Origin of the sequence: Paraburkholderia sp. GAS38 (assembly GCF_050434965.1) — a bacterium.
Classification (GTDB): domain Bacteria; phylum Pseudomonadota; class Gammaproteobacteria; order Burkholderiales; family Burkholderiaceae; genus Paraburkholderia; species Paraburkholderia phenazinium_A.
This window is the reverse complement of record NZ_JBNDJO010000002.1, coordinates 103,238-119,700: the sequence shown is the minus strand read 5'-3', so window position 1 is coordinate 119,700 and position 16,463 is coordinate 103,238. Positions and strand designations below refer to the sequence as shown.

General features: G+C 63.3%; 15 protein-coding genes and 1 tRNA gene. 10 read left to right on the top strand and 6 right to left on the bottom strand.

Features of this window, described 5'->3' with window-relative positions:
• Positions 1-18 precede the first annotated feature (18 nt).
• From dnaQ to P3T42_RS04675, 7 genes are all read left to right on the top strand, one after another.
• On the top strand, positions 19-753 hold the full coding sequence (dnaQ, locus tag P3T42_RS04705) for a DNA polymerase III subunit epsilon (RefSeq protein WP_074300258.1): 735 nt from the start codon (positions 19-21) through the stop codon (positions 751-753).
• A gap of 48 nt (positions 754-801) precedes the next feature.
• Positions 802-876: transfer RNA gene (locus tag P3T42_RS04700), tRNA-Val, on the top strand.
• Between the two features lie 641 nt (positions 877-1,517).
• The gene (locus tag P3T42_RS04695) at positions 1,518-3,407 is read left to right on the top strand and encodes an ABC transporter ATP-binding protein (protein WP_074300291.1); all 1,890 of its coding nucleotides are present in this window, start codon (positions 1,518-1,520) and stop codon (positions 3,405-3,407) included.
• 157 nt (positions 3,408-3,564) lie between these two features.
• Positions 3,565-4,131 (top strand): TetR/AcrR family transcriptional regulator, encoded by a 567-nt coding sequence (locus P3T42_RS04690; protein ID WP_074300292.1) that lies wholly within the window; start codon positions 3,565-3,567, stop codon positions 4,129-4,131.
• Positions 4,132-4,302: 171 nt separating this feature from the next.
• Positions 4,303-4,728 (top strand): organic hydroperoxide resistance protein, encoded by a 426-nt coding sequence (locus P3T42_RS04685; protein ID WP_074300293.1) that lies wholly within the window; start codon positions 4,303-4,305, stop codon positions 4,726-4,728.
• Positions 4,729-4,763: 35 nt separating this feature from the next.
• Positions 4,764-5,792: an alpha/beta hydrolase gene (locus P3T42_RS04680; protein ID WP_074300294.1), complete on the top strand. Its 1,029-nt coding sequence runs from the start codon at positions 4,764-4,766 to the stop codon at positions 5,790-5,792.
• A gap of 135 nt (positions 5,793-5,927) precedes the next feature.
• Positions 5,928-6,203, top strand: coding sequence for a hypothetical protein (locus tag P3T42_RS04675; RefSeq protein WP_074300295.1), 276 nt, complete (start codon positions 5,928-5,930; stop codon positions 6,201-6,203).
• 105 nt (positions 6,204-6,308) lie between these two features.
• On the opposite strand, the gene P3T42_RS04670 is transcribed toward P3T42_RS04675, so the two are convergent.
• The 3 genes from P3T42_RS04670 to P3T42_RS04660 all read right to left on the bottom strand — a co-directional run bounded on the left by P3T42_RS04670 (position 6,309) and on the right by P3T42_RS04660 (position 9,385).
• Positions 6,309-7,178 (bottom strand): NAD-dependent epimerase/dehydratase family protein, encoded by an 870-nt coding sequence (locus P3T42_RS04670; RefSeq protein WP_429305297.1) that lies wholly within the window; start codon positions 7,176-7,178, stop codon positions 6,309-6,311.
• Positions 7,179-7,192: 14 nt separating this feature from the next.
• Positions 7,193-8,083 carry a hypothetical protein gene (locus tag P3T42_RS04665; protein WP_429305296.1) on the bottom strand — a complete coding sequence of 297 codons (891 nt, stop codon included), beginning with the start codon at positions 8,081-8,083 and terminating at the stop codon, positions 7,193-7,195.
• Between the two features lie 237 nt (positions 8,084-8,320).
• The gene (locus P3T42_RS04660; protein WP_074300298.1) at positions 8,321-9,385 is read right to left on the bottom strand and encodes a glycosyltransferase family 4 protein; all 1,065 of its coding nucleotides are present in this window, start codon (positions 9,383-9,385) and stop codon (positions 8,321-8,323) included.
• Positions 9,386-10,098: 713 nt separating this feature from the next.
• Between P3T42_RS04660 and P3T42_RS04655 the strand changes: the two genes are divergently transcribed.
• Positions 10,099-11,934, top strand: a complete 1,836-nt coding sequence (locus P3T42_RS04655) for an ABC transporter ATP-binding protein (RefSeq protein ID WP_074300299.1) — start codon at positions 10,099-10,101, stop codon at positions 11,932-11,934.
• Between the two features lie 98 nt (positions 11,935-12,032).
• On the opposite strand, the gene otsA is transcribed toward P3T42_RS04655, so the two are convergent.
• Together otsA and otsB are read right to left on the bottom strand one after the other, a co-directional pair.
• A complete protein-coding gene (gene otsA / locus P3T42_RS04650) occupies positions 12,033-13,472 on the bottom strand; it encodes an alpha,alpha-trehalose-phosphate synthase (UDP-forming) (protein WP_429305295.1) in 1,440 nt (479 codons plus the stop codon).
• Between the two features lie 55 nt (positions 13,473-13,527).
• Positions 13,528-14,277, bottom strand: a complete 750-nt coding sequence (gene otsB / locus P3T42_RS04645) for a trehalose-phosphatase (RefSeq protein ID WP_074300301.1) — start codon at positions 14,275-14,277, stop codon at positions 13,528-13,530.
• A gap of 478 nt (positions 14,278-14,755) precedes the next feature.
• Between otsB and P3T42_RS04640 the strand changes: the two genes are divergently transcribed.
• Both P3T42_RS04640 and P3T42_RS04635 read left to right on the top strand, forming a co-directional pair.
• Positions 14,756-15,367 carry an SCO family protein gene (locus P3T42_RS04640; RefSeq protein WP_429305294.1) on the top strand — a complete coding sequence of 204 codons (612 nt, stop codon included), beginning with the start codon at positions 14,756-14,758 and terminating at the stop codon, positions 15,365-15,367.
• Positions 15,368-15,420: 53 nt separating this feature from the next.
• Positions 15,421-15,882, top strand: a complete 462-nt coding sequence (locus tag P3T42_RS04635) for a copper chaperone PCu(A)C (RefSeq protein ID WP_074301709.1) — start codon at positions 15,421-15,423, stop codon at positions 15,880-15,882.
• 76 nt (positions 15,883-15,958) lie between these two features.
• Here the strand turns inward: P3T42_RS04635 and P3T42_RS04630 are convergent, their stop codons facing one another.
• The gene (locus P3T42_RS04630; RefSeq protein ID WP_074300302.1) at positions 15,959-16,453 is read right to left on the bottom strand and encodes a GNAT family N-acetyltransferase; all 495 of its coding nucleotides are present in this window, start codon (positions 16,451-16,453) and stop codon (positions 15,959-15,961) included.
• Positions 16,454-16,463: the final 10 nt, after the last annotated feature.

Genomic DNA, 16,463 nt, shown 5'->3' with positions numbered 1-16,463 from the left:
AGAGCGGGCTAATCCGACATGCGTCAACTCATCCTCGATACCGAAACCACCGGCCTGAATGCGCGCACCGGCGACCGCATCATCGAAATCGGCTGCGTCGAGCTGGTGAACCGCCGGCTCACGGGCAACAACCTGCACTTCTACGTCAATCCGGAACGCGACAGCGATCCGGGCGCACTCGCCGTCCACGGACTCACCACCGAATTCCTGCGCGACAAGCCGAAGTTCGCGGAGATCGCCAACGAGCTGCGCGATTTCATTCAGGGCGCGGACCTGATCATTCACAACGCGCCGTTCGATATCGGCTTTCTCGACGCCGAGTTCGGACTGCTCGGCTTGCCGCCGTTCAGCTCGCAGTGCGGCGAAGTGATCGATACGCTGGTGCGCGCCAAGGCCATGTTCCCCGGCAAGCGCAACTCACTCGATGCGCTGTGCGACCGCTTCGGCATCAGCAACGCACACCGTACGCTGCACGGCGCATTGCTCGACTCGGAGCTGCTCGCGGAGGTTTATCTGGCTATGACGCGTGGCCAGGAGAGCCTCGTCATCGACATGCTGGGCGAGGCATCGAGAGGCGGCGACGAAGGCGCACCGCGGGTGGCGCTCAACTCGCTCGAGCTGCCGGTGATCGTCGCCAGCGAAGAGGAGCTCGCCGCGCATCAGGCCGTGCTCGACGGCCTCGACAAGGCGGTCAAAGGGACGAGCGTGTGGCGTCTGCAACCGGTGGCAACCGCCGATGAGCAAACCGCTTAAAAAGTACTTTACGAACCCGAGATCCTCTGACATAATCTCAATCTCTTCGGGTGGTTAGCTCAGCGGTAGAGCACTGCCTTCACACGGCAGGGGTCACAGGTTCAATCCCTGTACCACCCACCAGAATTTCTGGTTTAGCGACCGAAGATTAAAGGCCCTCAGACGAAAGTCTCGGGGCCTTTTTCGTTGCTGCGTAACACGCGATGAATTCCGATGATGCAACGACGCGCGAAACCCAAAGTGGATGCGCACTCAACTATCGTATTTGCGTAGCTCTGCGAATTTGTTTGGCGCCGTCCCGAACAACTATGAGTGTATTGGGCGCACTACAACTACCCCGCAATCTCCTCTATACGACGCTATACGACGCGCAAAAATGCGACACGCATTTTCCACCCGCCGCCCCTCACCCGCACGCCCGCATTCTTCGTACCAAATCGGCCACATCCAGGCATCGGCCGCTTGCCACCGCAATAAAGCCACTATATATTCGAGGCTCGGACATCAGTTCCGATCAACATCTTCTTCACTTCACTCAACACTAAAGGGAGGCATCACATGTTGTTCAGCGTGCAGATTGCCACTCTTTACGTGGCCTCGCGACCTTAACTAGTCGCCTACGCAGGTCAGCCGTTTTGGCGAGCCTGCGCATTTTCCAGACGGTCCAAAGTCAGCACACCAGTTCATTCTGGCCCGCTGCGGCTGTCTATTCCTATTGCTCCTGACTGGAATCTCGGGGTCTCTGTGTCCCCAGGCCGTGACCAATGACTACTAAAAAACTCGACTTTCGCGGACAAGCCTTTAAGGACGTCCTCGGCTTCACCGTTCGCCACTGGCGCGAACAACCCTGGCGTATCTTTGCCGTCACTTCGCTGGTGCTGCTCTCGGCATTGGCCGACGTGCTCACGCCGATGTTCGCCGGGCATCTCGTCGACGCCATCGCCTCAGGCTCGGCGGGCAATCCGGCCGCCTGGCACGCGGCCATCACCGCGTTCTGCATTCTGGCCGGACTCGGACTCGGCGCCACGCTGCTGCGTCAAGGCGTCTTCATGAACATCATCCCGCTGACGCTCGAGATGATGAGCAAGATTGCCGCCAACGCATTTCATCGCGTGCAGCGCTTTTCGACCGACTGGCACGCCAACAGCTTCGCCGGCTCGACCGTGCGCAAGATCACGCGCGGCATGTGGGCGCTCGACATTCTCAACGACACGCTGCTGATCGCGCTGTTTCCGTCGCTCGTGATGCTGGTCGGCTCCACGGTGTTGCTCGGCGTGCGCTGGCCGCTGATGGGTGCGGTCGTCGGCATCAGTTCGTTGCTGTATATCGCGGTCACGGCAATGCTGTCGCTCGGCTTCGTCGCGCCTGCCGCGCGCCTCGCCAATGCCTGGGACACCCGGATGGGCGGCGCGCTGGCCGACGCCGTGAGTTGCAACACCGTCGTCAAGGCATTCGGCGCCGAAGTGCGCGAAGAAGCCCTGCTCGCCCGCATCATCGGCAAGTGGCGCCATCGCACCAAGCGCACGTGGGTGCGCGGGACGCTCAATGGCGGCGTGCAAGGCGGCATGCTGGTGCTGATCCAGGCGTCGATCCTCGGCGCGGCGCTGTTGCTGTGGGCACGCGGCGAAGCGAGCGTGGGCGACATCACGTTCGCGCTGACGATGTTCTTCATGTTGCAGGGCTATCTGCGCGAAGTGGGCATGCATATCCGCAACCTGCAGCGCTCGGTCAACGACATGGAGGAACTGGTCGCGCTCGACAAGCAAGCTCTCGGTATCGAGGACAAGCCGGGCGCTCGCGCAATCGCCATCGGCAAGGGCGAGATCCGTTTCGAGCATGTGACGTTCCACTATGGTTCGCTCGCTACGCCGCTCTACGACAACTTCTCCGTGCGGATTGCGCCGGGTGAGCGCGTCGGGTTGGTGGGGCATTCGGGCTCGGGCAAGACGACCTTCATCAAGCTGATCCAGCGGCTCTACGACGTGACGGGCGGCCGCATCACGATCGATGGGCAAGACATCGCCCTCGTCAGCCAGGCGTCGTTGCGCAGCCAGATCGCGATCGTGCAGCAGGAGCCGGTGCTGTTTCACCGCACGCTGGCGGAGAACATCGCCTATGCGCGTCCCGGCGCCACCCGCGCCGAGATCGAGCGGGCGGCGAAGCTCGCCAGCGCCCACGACTTCATCGTGACCTTGCCTCAGGGCTACGACACACTGGTGGGCGAACGCGGCGTCAAGCTGTCGGGTGGCGAACGCCAGCGCGTCGCGATTGCGCGGGCGTTCCTCGCCGATGCACCGATCCTGATTCTGGACGAAGCCACGTCGAGCCTCGACAGCGAAAGCGAAGTGCTGATCCAGCAGGCCATGGAACGGCTGATGGTGGGCCGCACGACGCTCGTCGTCGCGCACCGGCTGTCCACCGTGCGTGCGCTGGACCGCTTGCTGGTGCTCGACAAGGGCAAGGTCATCGAAGAAGGCAGTCACGAGGCGTTGATCCAGCTCGAGAAAGGCTTGTACCGCAGGCTGTTCGAACGTCAGGCGCTCGAATTGATCAAGGGCCTGTCCGAGCCGGACGTGAGGCGCGCGGCGCAGGGCGTCAACGCGAGCGCCAGCGCCAGGCAGATCGACGACCCGGAGATGCTCATGGATGAATAGTCGACCAGGCAACCGCCCCCAAACATGAGTCACTCCTCCGGCTGGCGTATCCCATACGCCAGCCTTTTTTATCCCACCCGCCACCGCACTTTTCCATTCGAAAATTTTTTTGCACCCATGCTTGACAATCTATCTATCAGTAGATAAAGTTCAGTCCATGGAAACGACAACGACAGTGCGCGAACAGATTCTCGACCACGCCATCACGCTCATCATGCTGCGCGGTTACAACGGTTTTAGTTACCGGGATCTGTCGAGTCTGGTCGGCGTAAAGACCTCGAGCATCCACTACTACTTCCCGTCGAAAGACGATCTGGTCCTGGAAGCGGTCAGCGAGTACAGCAAAGAGGTACTTAACGCCCTCCACGCTGTCGACGCTTCGTTGTCGGCCGATGCAAAGCTCAGCAAGTACGCGAAGCTGTTCGGCAGGACCCTTGGTGACGGCAATCAGATCTGCCTGTGCGGCATGCTGGCTGCGGACATCGAGTCACTGCCCGACACTATCCGGCAAGCCGTGCAGGCGTTTTTCAAGGCGAACGAAAGCTGGCTCGCGAAGGTTCTCGCACAAGGCGCGCAAGAAGGGACGCTGGCAGTGAACGGCAAACCGGACAATGCGGCACGCGCGCTGTTCGCAGCGTTTCAGGGCAGCGTGCTGGCGGCCCGCTTGTTTCACACCAAGGCTCGGCTTGAAGATGTCGAGGCTTCGGTGAGAATTGCGCGGTAAGGCAGTTCAATACGAGGTGGTACGCCACCTCTTTGTTTGGCCACATTATCTATCTTTGAGTAGATAGATAATGTGGCAGATGTGAAAGGGAAGTCATTGTTGTTTCGCGCCACAATCTATCTAGTAGTAGATAGCAAACTGGCAACCCAACCTACTGAAAGGAGTTTCACCATGTCCCTCGAAAAAGTTCTTTACCGCGCCCATGCCCACGCAACTGGCGGCCGTGACGGCCGTGCTGTTGTGCCCGCAGGCAACCTCGACTTCAGGCTGACCACGCCCAAAGAACTCGGCGGCGCAGGCGGCGAAGGCGCCAACCCGGAACAGCTGTTTGCTGCCGGCTACAGCGCCTGCTTCCTCGGCGCGATGAAGTTCGTCGCCGCCCGCGACAAGATCGCGATCCCGGCGGATGTCTCGATTGACGGCAGCGTGGGGATCGGCGTGATTCCGAACGGCTTCGGCATCGAAGTGGAACTGAAGATTTCGCTGCCGGGCATGGCGCGCGAAGCGGCGCAAGCGCTGGTCGACAAGGCGCACATCGTCTGCCCGTACTCGAACGCGACCCGCGGCAACATCGACGTCACGCTGACGATCGCCTAAGTCCCACACGTCAACCACACACACCAGAAGCCATCATGAAGACCTTGAAGCCCCTGCTCCTTGCAGCCGCCCTCGCTGCTCAAACGACCTTCGCAGTCGCCGCAACCCCGGCGGCACCCGCCGGACCCGATCAGGTGACGAGCCAGTTTCTCAAGGCGCTCAACAGCGGCACCGGACCGGCCATCAATACGTTGACCCCGGCGCAGGCGCGCGCGGTGCTGGTCGGTGCGCAGAACAGCGTCAAGGTGGATCTGTCAGGCATCGATGTGTCGAACCAGACCATCGAGCAGGACGGCATCACCGTGCCGATCACCATCGTGCGGCCGCAAGGCGTCACGGGTACGCCGCCGGTCTTCATGTTCTTCCACGGCGGCGGCTGGATCCTCGGCGATTTCCCGACTCACGAGCGGCTGGTGCGCGACCTCGTAGTGCAATCCGGCGCGGTGGCGGTGTTCGTCAACTACACGCCGTCGCCCGAAGCACGCTATCCGGTGGCGATCAATCAGGCGTACGCGGCCACCAAATGGGTCGCGGCGCATGGTAGCGAGATCGGGGTAGATGGCAGCCGTCTCGCGGTGGTGGGCAATAGCGTGGGCGGCAACATGGCCGCGGTGGTCTCGCTGATGGCGAAGGACAAGCAAGGCCCCGCGATCCGCTTCCAGGGTTTGATGTGGCCCGTCACGGACAACAATTTCAATGACGGTTCGTATAACGCCTATCCGGAAGGCCACTTCCTGACCCGTCCGATGATGCAGTGGTTCTGGGATGCGTATACCAAGGACCCGAAGCAGCGTAACGAGATTTACGCGTCGCCGTTGCGTGCTTCGCTGGCTGAGTTGAAGGGACTGCCGCCGGCGTTGATTCAGGTGGCGCAGTCCGACGTGCTGCGCGACGAAGGCGAAGCCTACGGCCGCAAGCTCGACGAAGCAGGCGATGACGCGACCACGGTGCGCTACAACGGCACGATCCACGACTTCGGTTTGCTCAACGCGCTGGCTGAAGACGCCCCGACGAAAGCGGCCATCAAACAGCTCGCCAACGAATTGCAGTCGCGCCTGAAGTAAGACCCGGGTGTCAGCAACACAAGCTTTATTCCGGCAGCGGCGCGGTCAACAAGCAGCACTGCGCCGCCGTCTCCGGTTAGCGGAGCGCCGCCGGACTCACAAGACATTTATTTAACGCACATTGGAGTGAATCTCATGAACCGCCATCTCATCACCGCCCTTCTGATCGCCGCAAGCGCCGCTGTGGCCGCCCCCGCATTTGCCAGCAGCGGCTACGGCCCTGCTCCGTCGTATAACCCGATCGCCGGCGCCCCGGCGTCGCAGCGCGGCCAGAGCGCGCAGACCGTCGCCGCCGAGCAGGCCGCGTACGGCGCGAATGGCAATGCGTATGGTGGCGTGGCGAGTGGGCTGTCGGACTCGGGCAGCCGCGTTCAGAGTCTGAATGTGCAAACGCCCTTTGCGCATCACTAAGCAGTCCCTTCGATTGGGCCGCTCACCTGGATCCGGTCAAGGCCGCGCGAATCGATGCCGCGCGTTCCCAACCGGACCGCTGTTCGGCAACGCTTTAGCAGACCGTCAGGCCTTCGGTTCCATCGGACCGGCCAGCACAAACGGGCCGCCCTGGAAGCGTTGGGTGGGATCGTCGAGGTTCGTGTCCGGCGCCTTGGGCGAGAACAGATGCTCGAACTCCACCGAACTGTCTTGCGGACGAAAACCGAGGAATGCCGCCTTCGTGTTGTCCACCCACTTGCTGCGATTGTCCGACACGCCGTACACGATCGCATGCCCCACCCGGTTGGTGAAGAGCGAACAGCGCACCAGTTCGATGAAGTCGCGATAGCTCAGATACGTCACCAGCATGCGCGGATTCTTCGGTTGCTCGAACGACGAGCCGATCCGCAGGCACACGGTCTCCAGGCCGAAGCGGTCGAAGTAGTAGCGCGACAGCGATTCGCCGAAGCACTTGGTCACGCCGTACAGGCTATCGGGACGCAAGGGCGCGTCGATATCGACCACCGAGGTCACCGGATGAAACCCCACCGCGTGATTCGAGCTCGCGTAGACGATGCGCTTCACGCCCTGCTTTTGCGCCGCCGAATACAGGTTGTAGAGACCACGAATATTCGCTTCGAGGAGATCCTCGAACGGCGCTTCGACCGAGATGCCGCCCAGGTGGATCACCGCGTCGACGCCTTCCAGCAATGCATGCACGGCCTGCGCATCGGCGAGGTCCACCACCGACGCCTCTTCATGCGCCGCCACTTCGCCAAGCGGTGCGATATCGCTGACACGCACGACATCGGCCCAGGCGGCAAGCGCGCCGCGCAACTGCCGGCCGAGGTTGCCAGCGGCGCCGGTCAACAGCAGGCGCCGGAAGGGTTTGGCGGTCGAGGCGTACTCCGGCGTGGTGGCGATGTTGTGCGAGTCGGGCGTGGTGGGGGTCATAAAGTGTCCGTGGATCAGGCCTGACGCAGCGAGGTATCGAGGGCTCGCGCGGCGACGCGATCTCCCTCGCTCACGAGCGCGGCGCGAAATACCGTCTGATGGTTGTGTCCCGCAGCCGCGGGCGAGTCCCACAGCAACTCGACCTTGGGTCGCCGGTGCGGCCAACCGGCGTGTGCCGCGGCCCGCGGCGCTACTGAAGCAGAGACAGAGGCAGACGCAGAAGCCGCAGACGAACCCGCACTCGCTGCAGCCGCGGCGTCCTCCGTGCCAGGCACCGCGACCGGTGCCGCGACCGGCGCCACACCCGCATCGCCCTGCCCATCCGGCCAGCGCACCGACAGCTCACGGGCATCGTACTGACCGAGCTTGCGGCTTTCCACCCAGACGATCACCGTGCGCGTCGCCGTATCGACGGAGATCGCATAGCGGCCTATCGCGAAGCGGCGCGCCGCCACGTTGGTGCGCCACAGCGCGCGCGGACGGCAGATCCACAGCACCGCTGCATACAGCGCGGGCGCCGCCACCAGCCAGCCGTTGGTGGCGGCCACCGCATGAATCGCACGCCGGCCGCCGGCGCTCCAGACGAAGGCGCCCACCGAAAACACCGCGAACAGGAATCCGAGGAAAGCGAACAGCCGCAGCGCCTGGCGCAGCCATTGCGGCAGCGGATGAAACGGGCGCTCGGCCTGGGCGCGCGCGCCCGGCAGGAAAATCAGCAGGAACAGAAAGACGAGGTTGATGCAGGCCCACGGCGACGAGGCCATCGCGGCCAACGACGCGACGAGGTCCATCTGCGACATCGAAAACAGCCATCGAGCCAGAATCACGAGACCGATGGCGCGCAACGCGAAGATCGTTCCGGCGCCAGGCGCCGCGTTCGCACGCGTCTCTTTCGTTCTCGCCAAGGCATCCTCCTGTCGTCGACGACGCCGCAGCCAAATTTGCGGCAGGGCCATTATAGGGATATTACCGAGGCCGCTCACGGTTCCTACCCCCAAAACGCCACTTTCAGACGAATCCGCGACAAATGCGCGGCGCCCATGCAACAACGCCCCGCGTGTTTGACACACGCGGGGCGTTGCTGGCGCCGGACGGCGCCGCCCGGCGGCGGCGCCGCGACAGGCTGGCGAATGCTGACGGACTTAGCTTGCGTTGACTTCGCGCAGGACCGTGCGGCGCTTCTGGCGCAGCAGCTCTTCGTACGACGCGACGTAGTTCTGGGCCATGACCTTCGACGAGAAACGCGATTCAAACGCTTTGCGCACGGTTTCGCGCGGCAGCGTATTGAGACGCTTGACGGCAGCGACCGCGCTGATTTCGTCTTCGACGACGAAGCCCGACACGCCGTTCTCGATCACTTCCGGCACCGAACCGCGCTTGAACGCGATCACCGGCGTGCCGCACGCCATGGCTTCGATCATCACCAGACCGAAGGGCTCCGGCCAGTCGATCGGGAACAGCAGCGCGTGAGCGTTGCCGAGGAATTCGGTCTTCTCTGCTTCGCTGATTTCGCCGATGTATTCGACGTGCGGCAGCGACATCAGCGGCTTGATGACTTCTTCGTAATACGCGCGGTCAGCCTTGTCGAGTTTGGCGGCAACCTTGATCTTCATGCCGGCCTGCTCGGCGATGCGGATAGCCGTGTCGAGGCGCTTTTCCGGAGAAATACGGCCGAGGAAGGCGAGATAGCCCGGCTTGACGTTGGGGATCGGCTTGAGCAGGTTTTCCGGCAGGCCGTGATACACGGTCGACAGCCAGTTAGCCTGCTGCAGCGGCATGCGCTGATTGTCCGAGATGGACACCACGGGCACGTCGCTGAACGTGTTGAAGATCGGTTGCAGTTCGGGCAGGTCGAGACGGCCGTGCAGCGTGGTCAGGAACGGCACCGGCTGGCGCGCGAACAGCGAGAACGGGTAGTAGTCGATGTGGAAATGCAGCACATCGAATTCATCCGCGCGACGGCGCACTTCTTCCAGCAGCAGCATGTGCGGGGCCATCACGTCGCGGATGGTCGGGTCGAGGCGCAGCGCCTGCGGCCAGAATGCTTCGAGTTTCGCCGAGGTCTGCGAATCGCCGCTCGCGAAGAGCGTCACATCGTGTCCCTGTTCGACCAGTGCCTCGGTCAGGTAGGACACTACCCGTTCCGTTCCGCCATACAGCTTGGGAGGAACCGCCTCGTGCAACGGAGCGATTTGTGCGATTCGCATAGAGAGAACTCCTCGTAAAAAATCAGGCAAAAGTACTGCGGTTTGTTAAAAGCGACTCGCTTTGCTCGCCTGGCCAGTCGCGCCGGAGGGACCGGCACGGGCCTGTTTCTTCGAGAAATCCTGCGATGGATCGCTTGGTAAGGATGCCCAGACTGATCATCGTCACCAGGCTGTACATGTGCCATAAACGCGCATGCGTCAGACTCGTTGACAAACTGTCAGATATTTTCGTGGGACTACCGAGCACGCATTATGGGTGCCGGAAGCCCCTCCCGGGACGAAACATTTCAAACACTTTACGTTGTTACAAAGCGGAAACACTTTGCAAACCCTTGTTTTATAAGACAGTTCTACAGTAAGGGCTGGCTGTGGCGCGCGGCCGGCAAAGCGCTTTTTTGCAAATTCTTCCGCCCATGTTTCCATGCGTGCCGCTCTTCAACGCGTAGCTTCAGGTCCCCACGCGTTGAATGGCTTTTGTAATTATATCCCGAAATTATTCCGCAATCTGCATGAACGACTGCCGCCTGGCGGGGTCGAGCAAACAAGGTGTTGCGGATGCCCATCGCGAAATCAGTCGCGTCCCGTTGCCGTTCGAACACGGCGGAATGCCTTTTGCGTGTTTACAATGCGAAGCATCTGCCTTTTGTGGCGATGCGTCCCGTGGCCCATGCCGTTGCATGACATAACCTGAAACACACCGACCACACGATCAATTGGAACATCTCACCATCGCCCAGCGTAACGCCCACAACGCAAAGCTTGCGAGCTATGCGCACAGGCCGCTTGCGTTTCTTTTTCGCTATATCCGCCGCCACCCGCTCGCCCATGCGATCGTCCTGTGCAGCGTGTTCGCGGCTGTGGGTTGTGCGCTCGCCTCGCAATATGCCATCAAGCATCTGATCGACGTGCTCGGCGGAGGCCGGCATCATCCCGGCCCGCTGTGGGGCGCGTTCGCCATCCTTGTCGGCCTGATTGCCGCGGACAACCTGCTGTGGCGGGTCGGCGGCTGGGTCGCGGCGCACACCTTCGTGGCTGTCACCGGCGACCTGCGCCGCGATCTGTTCCAGTACCTGAGCGGCCACTCGCCCACGTACTACTCGGAAAAGCAGCCCGGCATGCTCGCGAGCCGCATCACGGCCACCTCGAACGCGGTCTACACGGCGGAGAACACCACCGCCTGGAACGTGTTGCCGCCGTGCATTGCCGTGCTCGGCGCCATCATCATGATCATCGCCGTCAATCCGTTGATGGCGGCGGGCCTGATGTTCTGTTCGGCGATCCTCTCCGTCGTGCTCTACAAGCTGGCCGGGCGCGGTTCGGCGCGTCATCATCACTTCGCCACCAAGGCGGCTTCGGTGGACGGCGAACTCGTCGACGTCATCAGCAACATGGGTCTGGTGCGCGCGTTCGGCATGACGATTCGCGAGCAGGCGCGCTTCGGCGCCACCGTCAAGGCCGAGATGGACGCGCGCCAGCAAAGCCTGCTCTATCTGGAGAAGCTGCGCCTGCTGCACGCGGTCATCACGGCGATGCTGTCGGCGGGTCTGCTCGGCTGGGCGCTGTGGCTCTGGGATAACGGCCGGGCCACCTCGGGCGACATCGTGCTGGTCAGCTCGCTCGGCTTCACGATCCTGCACGGCACGCGCGACCTCGCCGTCGCGCTCGTCGACGTCACGCAGCACGTCGCGCGACTCGCGGAAGCGGTGCGCACGCTGCTCGAGCCGCACGGCATGCCGGACCGCTCGGACGCCGTCGAACTGGTGCCGCAAGGCGGACGCATCGACTTCGAGAGCGTGACGTTTGCGTATCCGCGCCGCCGGCCGATTCTCGATCACTTCGAACTGCATATCGAACCGGGCCAGCGGGTCGGCCTGATCGGCAAGTCGGGCGCCGGCAAGTCGACCGTGCTGTCGCTGCTACAGCGTTTCTACGAGACGCAAGGCGGTCAGATCAAGATCGACGGCCAGGACATCGCGTCGATCGCACAGGACAGCTTGCGTCACGCTATTGCGGTCGTGCCGCAGGATATCGCCCTGTTCCACCGCACCGTCTACGAGAACATCGCCTACGGCCGCCCCGAGGCGAGCCGCGAAGAAGTGCTCGCGGCGGCGCGCGAAGCGCGCTGTTCGGACTTCATCGAAGCGATGCCGGAAGGTTACGACACGATCGTCGGCGACCGCGGCGTCAAGCTCTCGGGCGGCCAGAGGCAGCGCATCGCGATTGCGCGCGCCATCCTGAAGAACGCGCCGATCCTGCTGCTCGACGAAGCCACCTCCGCCCTCGACAGCGCCTCCGAAGAGGCCATCCAGAAAGCGCTCGACCGGCTGATGGTGGGCCGCACGGTGGTTGCCATCGCGCACCGGCTGTCGACGCTGAACAGTTTCGACCGGATCATCGTGATGAGCACGGGCAAGGTGGTCGACGACGGCACGCCCGAAGAGCTGCGCAACCGGCCCGGGCTGTATCGCGACCTGCTCTCGAAGCAGTACGGCAAAGGCGCGACGCTGCATGCCGGCGGCAAGAAGGTCGACGAGCAACACGTCGTGTGACGGTTGGTGGCGGCCACGCCTCTGCGTAAGGCTCGGCCCGAAAGTAAAAAGCCGCTTCGATTGGATTCGAAGCGGCTTTTTTTGTGCTCACCCTGCTCTCATCCAGCCAGCGGCTCGCGTACCACCGGTGCGCCTTCGCCGTCATCCTTCGCGGCCCCTGCCGCCTGCAGATCGCGCATGAAATTATCGCGCCACACCGACACGTTGTTCTCACGCAGTCGCACCATCATGTCTCGATAGCGGGCCTGGCGTTCGGCAAGCGGCATCGACAAGGCCGTCGCCAGCGCCTCGGCCATCCCGTCGATATCCACCGGATTGACGATCAACGCGCCGTCCAGTTCCTGCGCCGCGCCCGCGAAGCGCGACAGCACCAGCACGCCCGGATCTTCCGGGTCCTGCGCCGAGACATATTCCTTGGCCACGAGGTTCATGCCGTCGCGCAACGGCGTCACATACCCCACGTGGGCAGTCCGGAACAGCGCAGCCAGCACCGGCCGTTCGTACTGGCGATGAATGTAGAGAATCGGCGCCCAGTCCAGTTCGGCGAACCGGCCATTGATCCGGCCCGACTCGCCTTCCAGTTGCAAACGGATGTCCTGGTAGGCATGCAGATCGGCTCGCGTCGGCGGCGCGATCTGCAGGAACGACACCTTGTTGCGCTGCGCGGGCGAATGTTCGAGCAGCCGCTCGAAGGCGCGGAAACGCTCCACCAGCCCTTTCGAATAGTCGAGCCGGTCGACGCTCATGATCAGCTTGCGCGAATGCAGCGTGGCCTTCATCGTACGCACCGGCTTACCGCGCTCGCCCGCTTTCGCGAGTTCCGCGATCTCGTCCGGATAGACGCCGATCGGATACGCCGACGCCTTCAAGGTCCGGCCGAAGGCCTGCACGACAGTCGGCCCGTCAGCCGGAATCTCGACGCTGCCGTTGGCCTCATTGACGATGTAGTCGCAGAACGCCCGCAGGTCGGGGCCGGTCTGGAAACCGAGCAGATCGAACGAGCAAAGCGCTTCGACCAGTTCGCGATGCGGCGGCACCGCCAGCAAAACCTGCGAGGCCGGAAACGGGATATGCAGAAAGAAGCCAATGCGGTTCTTGACGCCCGCCGCCCGCAAGGCCTGCGCAAACGGAATCAGGTGATAGTCGTGCACCCAGATCACGTCGTCCGGGCGCAGGAGCGGCACGAGTTGCTGGGCGAGCCATGTGTTGACGCGGCAATAGCCGCCGAAGTCATGCCGGTCGTACTGCAGCAAATCCGCGCGGTAATGGAACGCCGGCCACAAGGTGGCGTTCGAAAAACCGCGATAGTACTGGTCGTAGTCGCGCCGCATCAGCGCGATGGTGGCGAACGTCACCGGGCCGCGTTCTTCGACCTTGATCTGCGGCTGCCCCGAGGCGAGCACCTCTCCGCTCCAGCCGAACCACATGCCGCCCGTTTCCTTCAGCGCATCGTAGACGCCCACCGCCAGGCCGCCCGCCGCCGGGCCTCCTTCCGAGATCGGCGCGACCCGGTTCGATACGATAATCAGTCGACTCATGAAGCGCGATTTCCGTGCAGAAGGACGTTCGGAACGATGCGAGCGCGCGCGGACATCATGCGCCGCGCGCCGTGGTGACGACAGCCTCGAGCCAGTCGAGCAACGCGCCCACCGACTCGAGCCGCGAACGCGCAATCGTGTCGCCGGGGCCAACCTTGATCGATACACCGCCGCGCTCGTTGACGACCGCAAAGCCCTTCTCGTCGGTCAGGTCGTCGCCTGCGAAGACCGGCCGGCGGCCGGTGAACGGCGGCTCGTCCAGAAAGGCCCGCACCGCGCGCCCCTTGTCGACGTCTTTCGGCTTGATCTCGTAGACCATCTTGCCGGGCTGCAGCACATAGGCGCCCGGATAGTCGGCCACCAGCCGCTCGGTGACCTTGCGCGCCACCGGCTCGCGGTCCGGCGCGTTGCGATAATGCAGTGCCAATGCCGCGCCCTTGATCTCCAGCAGCATGCCGGGATGCTGATTGACGACCTCGGCCAGCACCTGCTCCATGCGCAGGAGCCGTTCATCATGAAAGCCGATACGCTGGGTGTCGCCGTTCGAGTCGCGCCGCTCGGCGCCATGCAGGCCGGCGATGGGCAGGTCGGGCATGCCGAGAAAGGCGTCGATACTGTCGATGCCGCGGCCCGAGACCACCGCGACGGCGCCGTTCGTCAGCCGGCGCAGCTCGGTGAGCAGGGTGATGACCTGGGGTTGCACCAGCACGCCGTCGGGCGTGGGGGCCAGTTCGACCAGCGTGCCGTCGAAATCGAAGAAAAATGCCGTCTCGCTGGGAGACAGAACAGCCGGAAGTGCTTGCATCGGTTTATCTTGCCTTTCAGCCGCTCGCAGCCGCAAAAGTGTGCGCATCTTACCGCGCATCCCGCTATTTTTCGGGAAAGTCAGGCTTAGTGCAACGACGGCATGGGAATCCGGCCGCCCGCTGCGGAAATCCTGTTCCAGATCCGCACGTTTCCGTTCCAGGCGGCCTCAGATCAGGATGCGTCAAATTGCCCCGCGATGCCGGTCCTGCGGGGCGGCGTATGACGCGCCCCAATGATTTACGATACAGTCCCAGCCACGCTGACAGGTCCGCGCGACAGCCACAGCGCCGGATTGCGCGGTGCGCAAGGCCATCTGCCAGCCGCTTTCGCCGGGCGACGCGCTGCTGCGATGCGCCCTCGCGGGGTTCCCTTTAATCGAGTCACGGATGCCTGCTTTGTTCCCCAGAATTTCGCGTCACCGGGTGCAACTGGATGGACCTGAACCGCTGCGGCAAGCGCCTCGCAAGGCACGCGCCATGCGACGCCTGCAACGCACCGCGTTGCCGGGGATGTTGGCGCTCTCCATGACGCTCGGCCTGCTCGCCGGTTGCTCGCACAAGGAAGAACCCTGGCATCTGACGAACGTGACCGGCCATCTGCCCGATCTCGACTTCTCGCTCGTCAGCGACAACGGCAAGCCCATCACCGGCGAGGCCTTCAAGGGCGACACCGCGCTCGTCTACTTCGGCTACACGCACTGTCCCGACGTTTGCCCTGAAACCATGGCGCGCCTGATGCAGGTACTCGCCAAGCTCGGCCCGGACGCGCACAACGTGCGCATCCTGTTCATCACCGTCGACCCGGCGCGCGACACGCCCGCGGCGCTGCATGACTACGTCGGTGCATTCGATGCCGAGCATGCCGTGGGGTTGACCGGCAGCGACCGGCAGATCGAAACGCTGGCGCGCAAGTATCGCGTCGCCTACCAGATGGAAAAGCGCGACCCGAACGGCAACTACGAAGTCACGCACAGCTCCGCGGTCTACGTCTTCGATGCGCAAGGCCACGCGCGTCTGCTCGGCACCGACCGCGATTCGCCCGAGGTGTTCGCCGCCGATCTGCGACGTATCATTGACGACCATTCCTAACGATGGGCGGCAAGCTGCCGCCCTACCTGCTCTTCCTTTCCGAGTCTGCGCCTATGAACCTGAAGACCCCCTCTCTCGCAGCGCTGGGCTGCGCCCTCGCCCTCTCGTTCGGTTTCGCCGGCACCGCCGAAGCGGCCGGCCCGCAGTCCATCACCGCCCAGCACGCATGGGTGCGCTGGTTGCCGAACAACCTGCCCGCAGCCGGCTACGTGACGCTCGTCAACGCGAGCGACAAGCCGATCGATCTCACCGACATTTCGAGTGACGACTACCAGGGCGCGATGTTGCATCAGACGGTCTCGAACGGCTCGACGCAGCAGATGGTGATGGTCGACAAGCTGACCGTGCCCGCGCATGGCCAGGTGGCGATCGCACCGGGTGGTTATCACATCATGCTGGAACACGCGCAGCACAAGGTGGCGCCGGGCGACACCGTGCACCTGAAGCTGCAGTTCTCGGATGGCGAGACGCTCGACACGGCGTTCGCGGTCAAGTCGCCGGCCCAGGCGAACTGACGGACTTGTCGCAGGTCGCTCACCGCAAGGCGGCGGTCAGGCAAGCGCGGCGAATCGCTTCGCCGCGCGACGGCTCTCAGGCCGCGCGCATCCAGACGTGCGGGATGCCATCCTCATCGTGGATGTCCGAAATCGGCACGAAACCGAAGGCGCCATAGAAGCCCTGCAGATGCGCCTGGGCATGCAGACGCACCGGCACGTTGGGCCATTGCTCGGCAATGTGTCCCACGGCGCGTTCGAGCATCTTGTTGCCCAGGCCGATGCCGCGAAAATCCGCGGTAGTCAGCACGCGGCCAATGCGGATGTCCGTCTCGTTCTCATCCGGCAGCAACACGCGCAGGTAACCCGCCAGTTTCGGCCGGGGCTCGCCCGGGCCGAACGCGAACAGATGCCACGCCCCGGTATCGAGACCGTCGATATCTCCGTACACGCAGTTCTGCTCGATCACGAACACCTCGCTGCGTGCGGCCAGCATGGCGTAGACCTCGGCGGTCGTCAGGTCGTCGAAGAATTTCCAGCGCCATTCGATAGGCGGATGCGGCGTGGCTGTGGAATGCTGCGGCTCGTTCATGGGGAACACG

Coding starts and splice junctions, on each gene's coding strand:
- P3T42_RS04675 (WP_074300295.1), top strand. CDS start 5,928: ATGAACCGCCATCTCATCACCGCCCTTCTGATCGCCGCAAGCGCCGCT.
- P3T42_RS04690 (WP_074300292.1), top strand. CDS start 3,565: ATGGAAACGACAACGACAGTGCGCGAACAGATTCTCGACCACGCCATC.
- P3T42_RS04630 (WP_074300302.1), bottom strand. CDS start 16,453: ATGAACGAGCCGCAGCATTCCACAGCCACGCCGCATCCGCCTATCGAA.
- otsB (WP_074300301.1), bottom strand. CDS start 14,277: ATGCAAGCACTTCCGGCTGTTCTGTCTCCCAGCGAGACGGCATTTTTC.
- P3T42_RS04670 (WP_429305297.1), bottom strand. CDS start 7,178: ATGACCCCCACCACGCCCGACTCGCACAACATCGCCACCACGCCGGAG.
- dnaQ (WP_074300258.1), top strand. CDS start 19: ATGCGTCAACTCATCCTCGATACCGAAACCACCGGCCTGAATGCGCGC.
- P3T42_RS04660 (WP_074300298.1), bottom strand. CDS start 9,385: ATGCGAATCGCACAAATCGCTCCGTTGCACGAGGCGGTTCCTCCCAAG.
- P3T42_RS04695 (WP_074300291.1), top strand. CDS start 1,518: ATGACTACTAAAAAACTCGACTTTCGCGGACAAGCCTTTAAGGACGTC.
- P3T42_RS04680 (WP_074300294.1), top strand. CDS start 4,764: ATGAAGACCTTGAAGCCCCTGCTCCTTGCAGCCGCCCTCGCTGCTCAA.
- P3T42_RS04640 (WP_429305294.1), top strand. CDS start 14,756: ATGCGACGCCTGCAACGCACCGCGTTGCCGGGGATGTTGGCGCTCTCC.
- P3T42_RS04635 (WP_074301709.1), top strand. CDS start 15,421: ATGAACCTGAAGACCCCCTCTCTCGCAGCGCTGGGCTGCGCCCTCGCC.
- otsA (WP_429305295.1), bottom strand. CDS start 13,472: ATGAGTCGACTGATTATCGTATCGAACCGGGTCGCGCCGATCTCGGAA.
- P3T42_RS04685 (WP_074300293.1), top strand. CDS start 4,303: ATGTCCCTCGAAAAAGTTCTTTACCGCGCCCATGCCCACGCAACTGGC.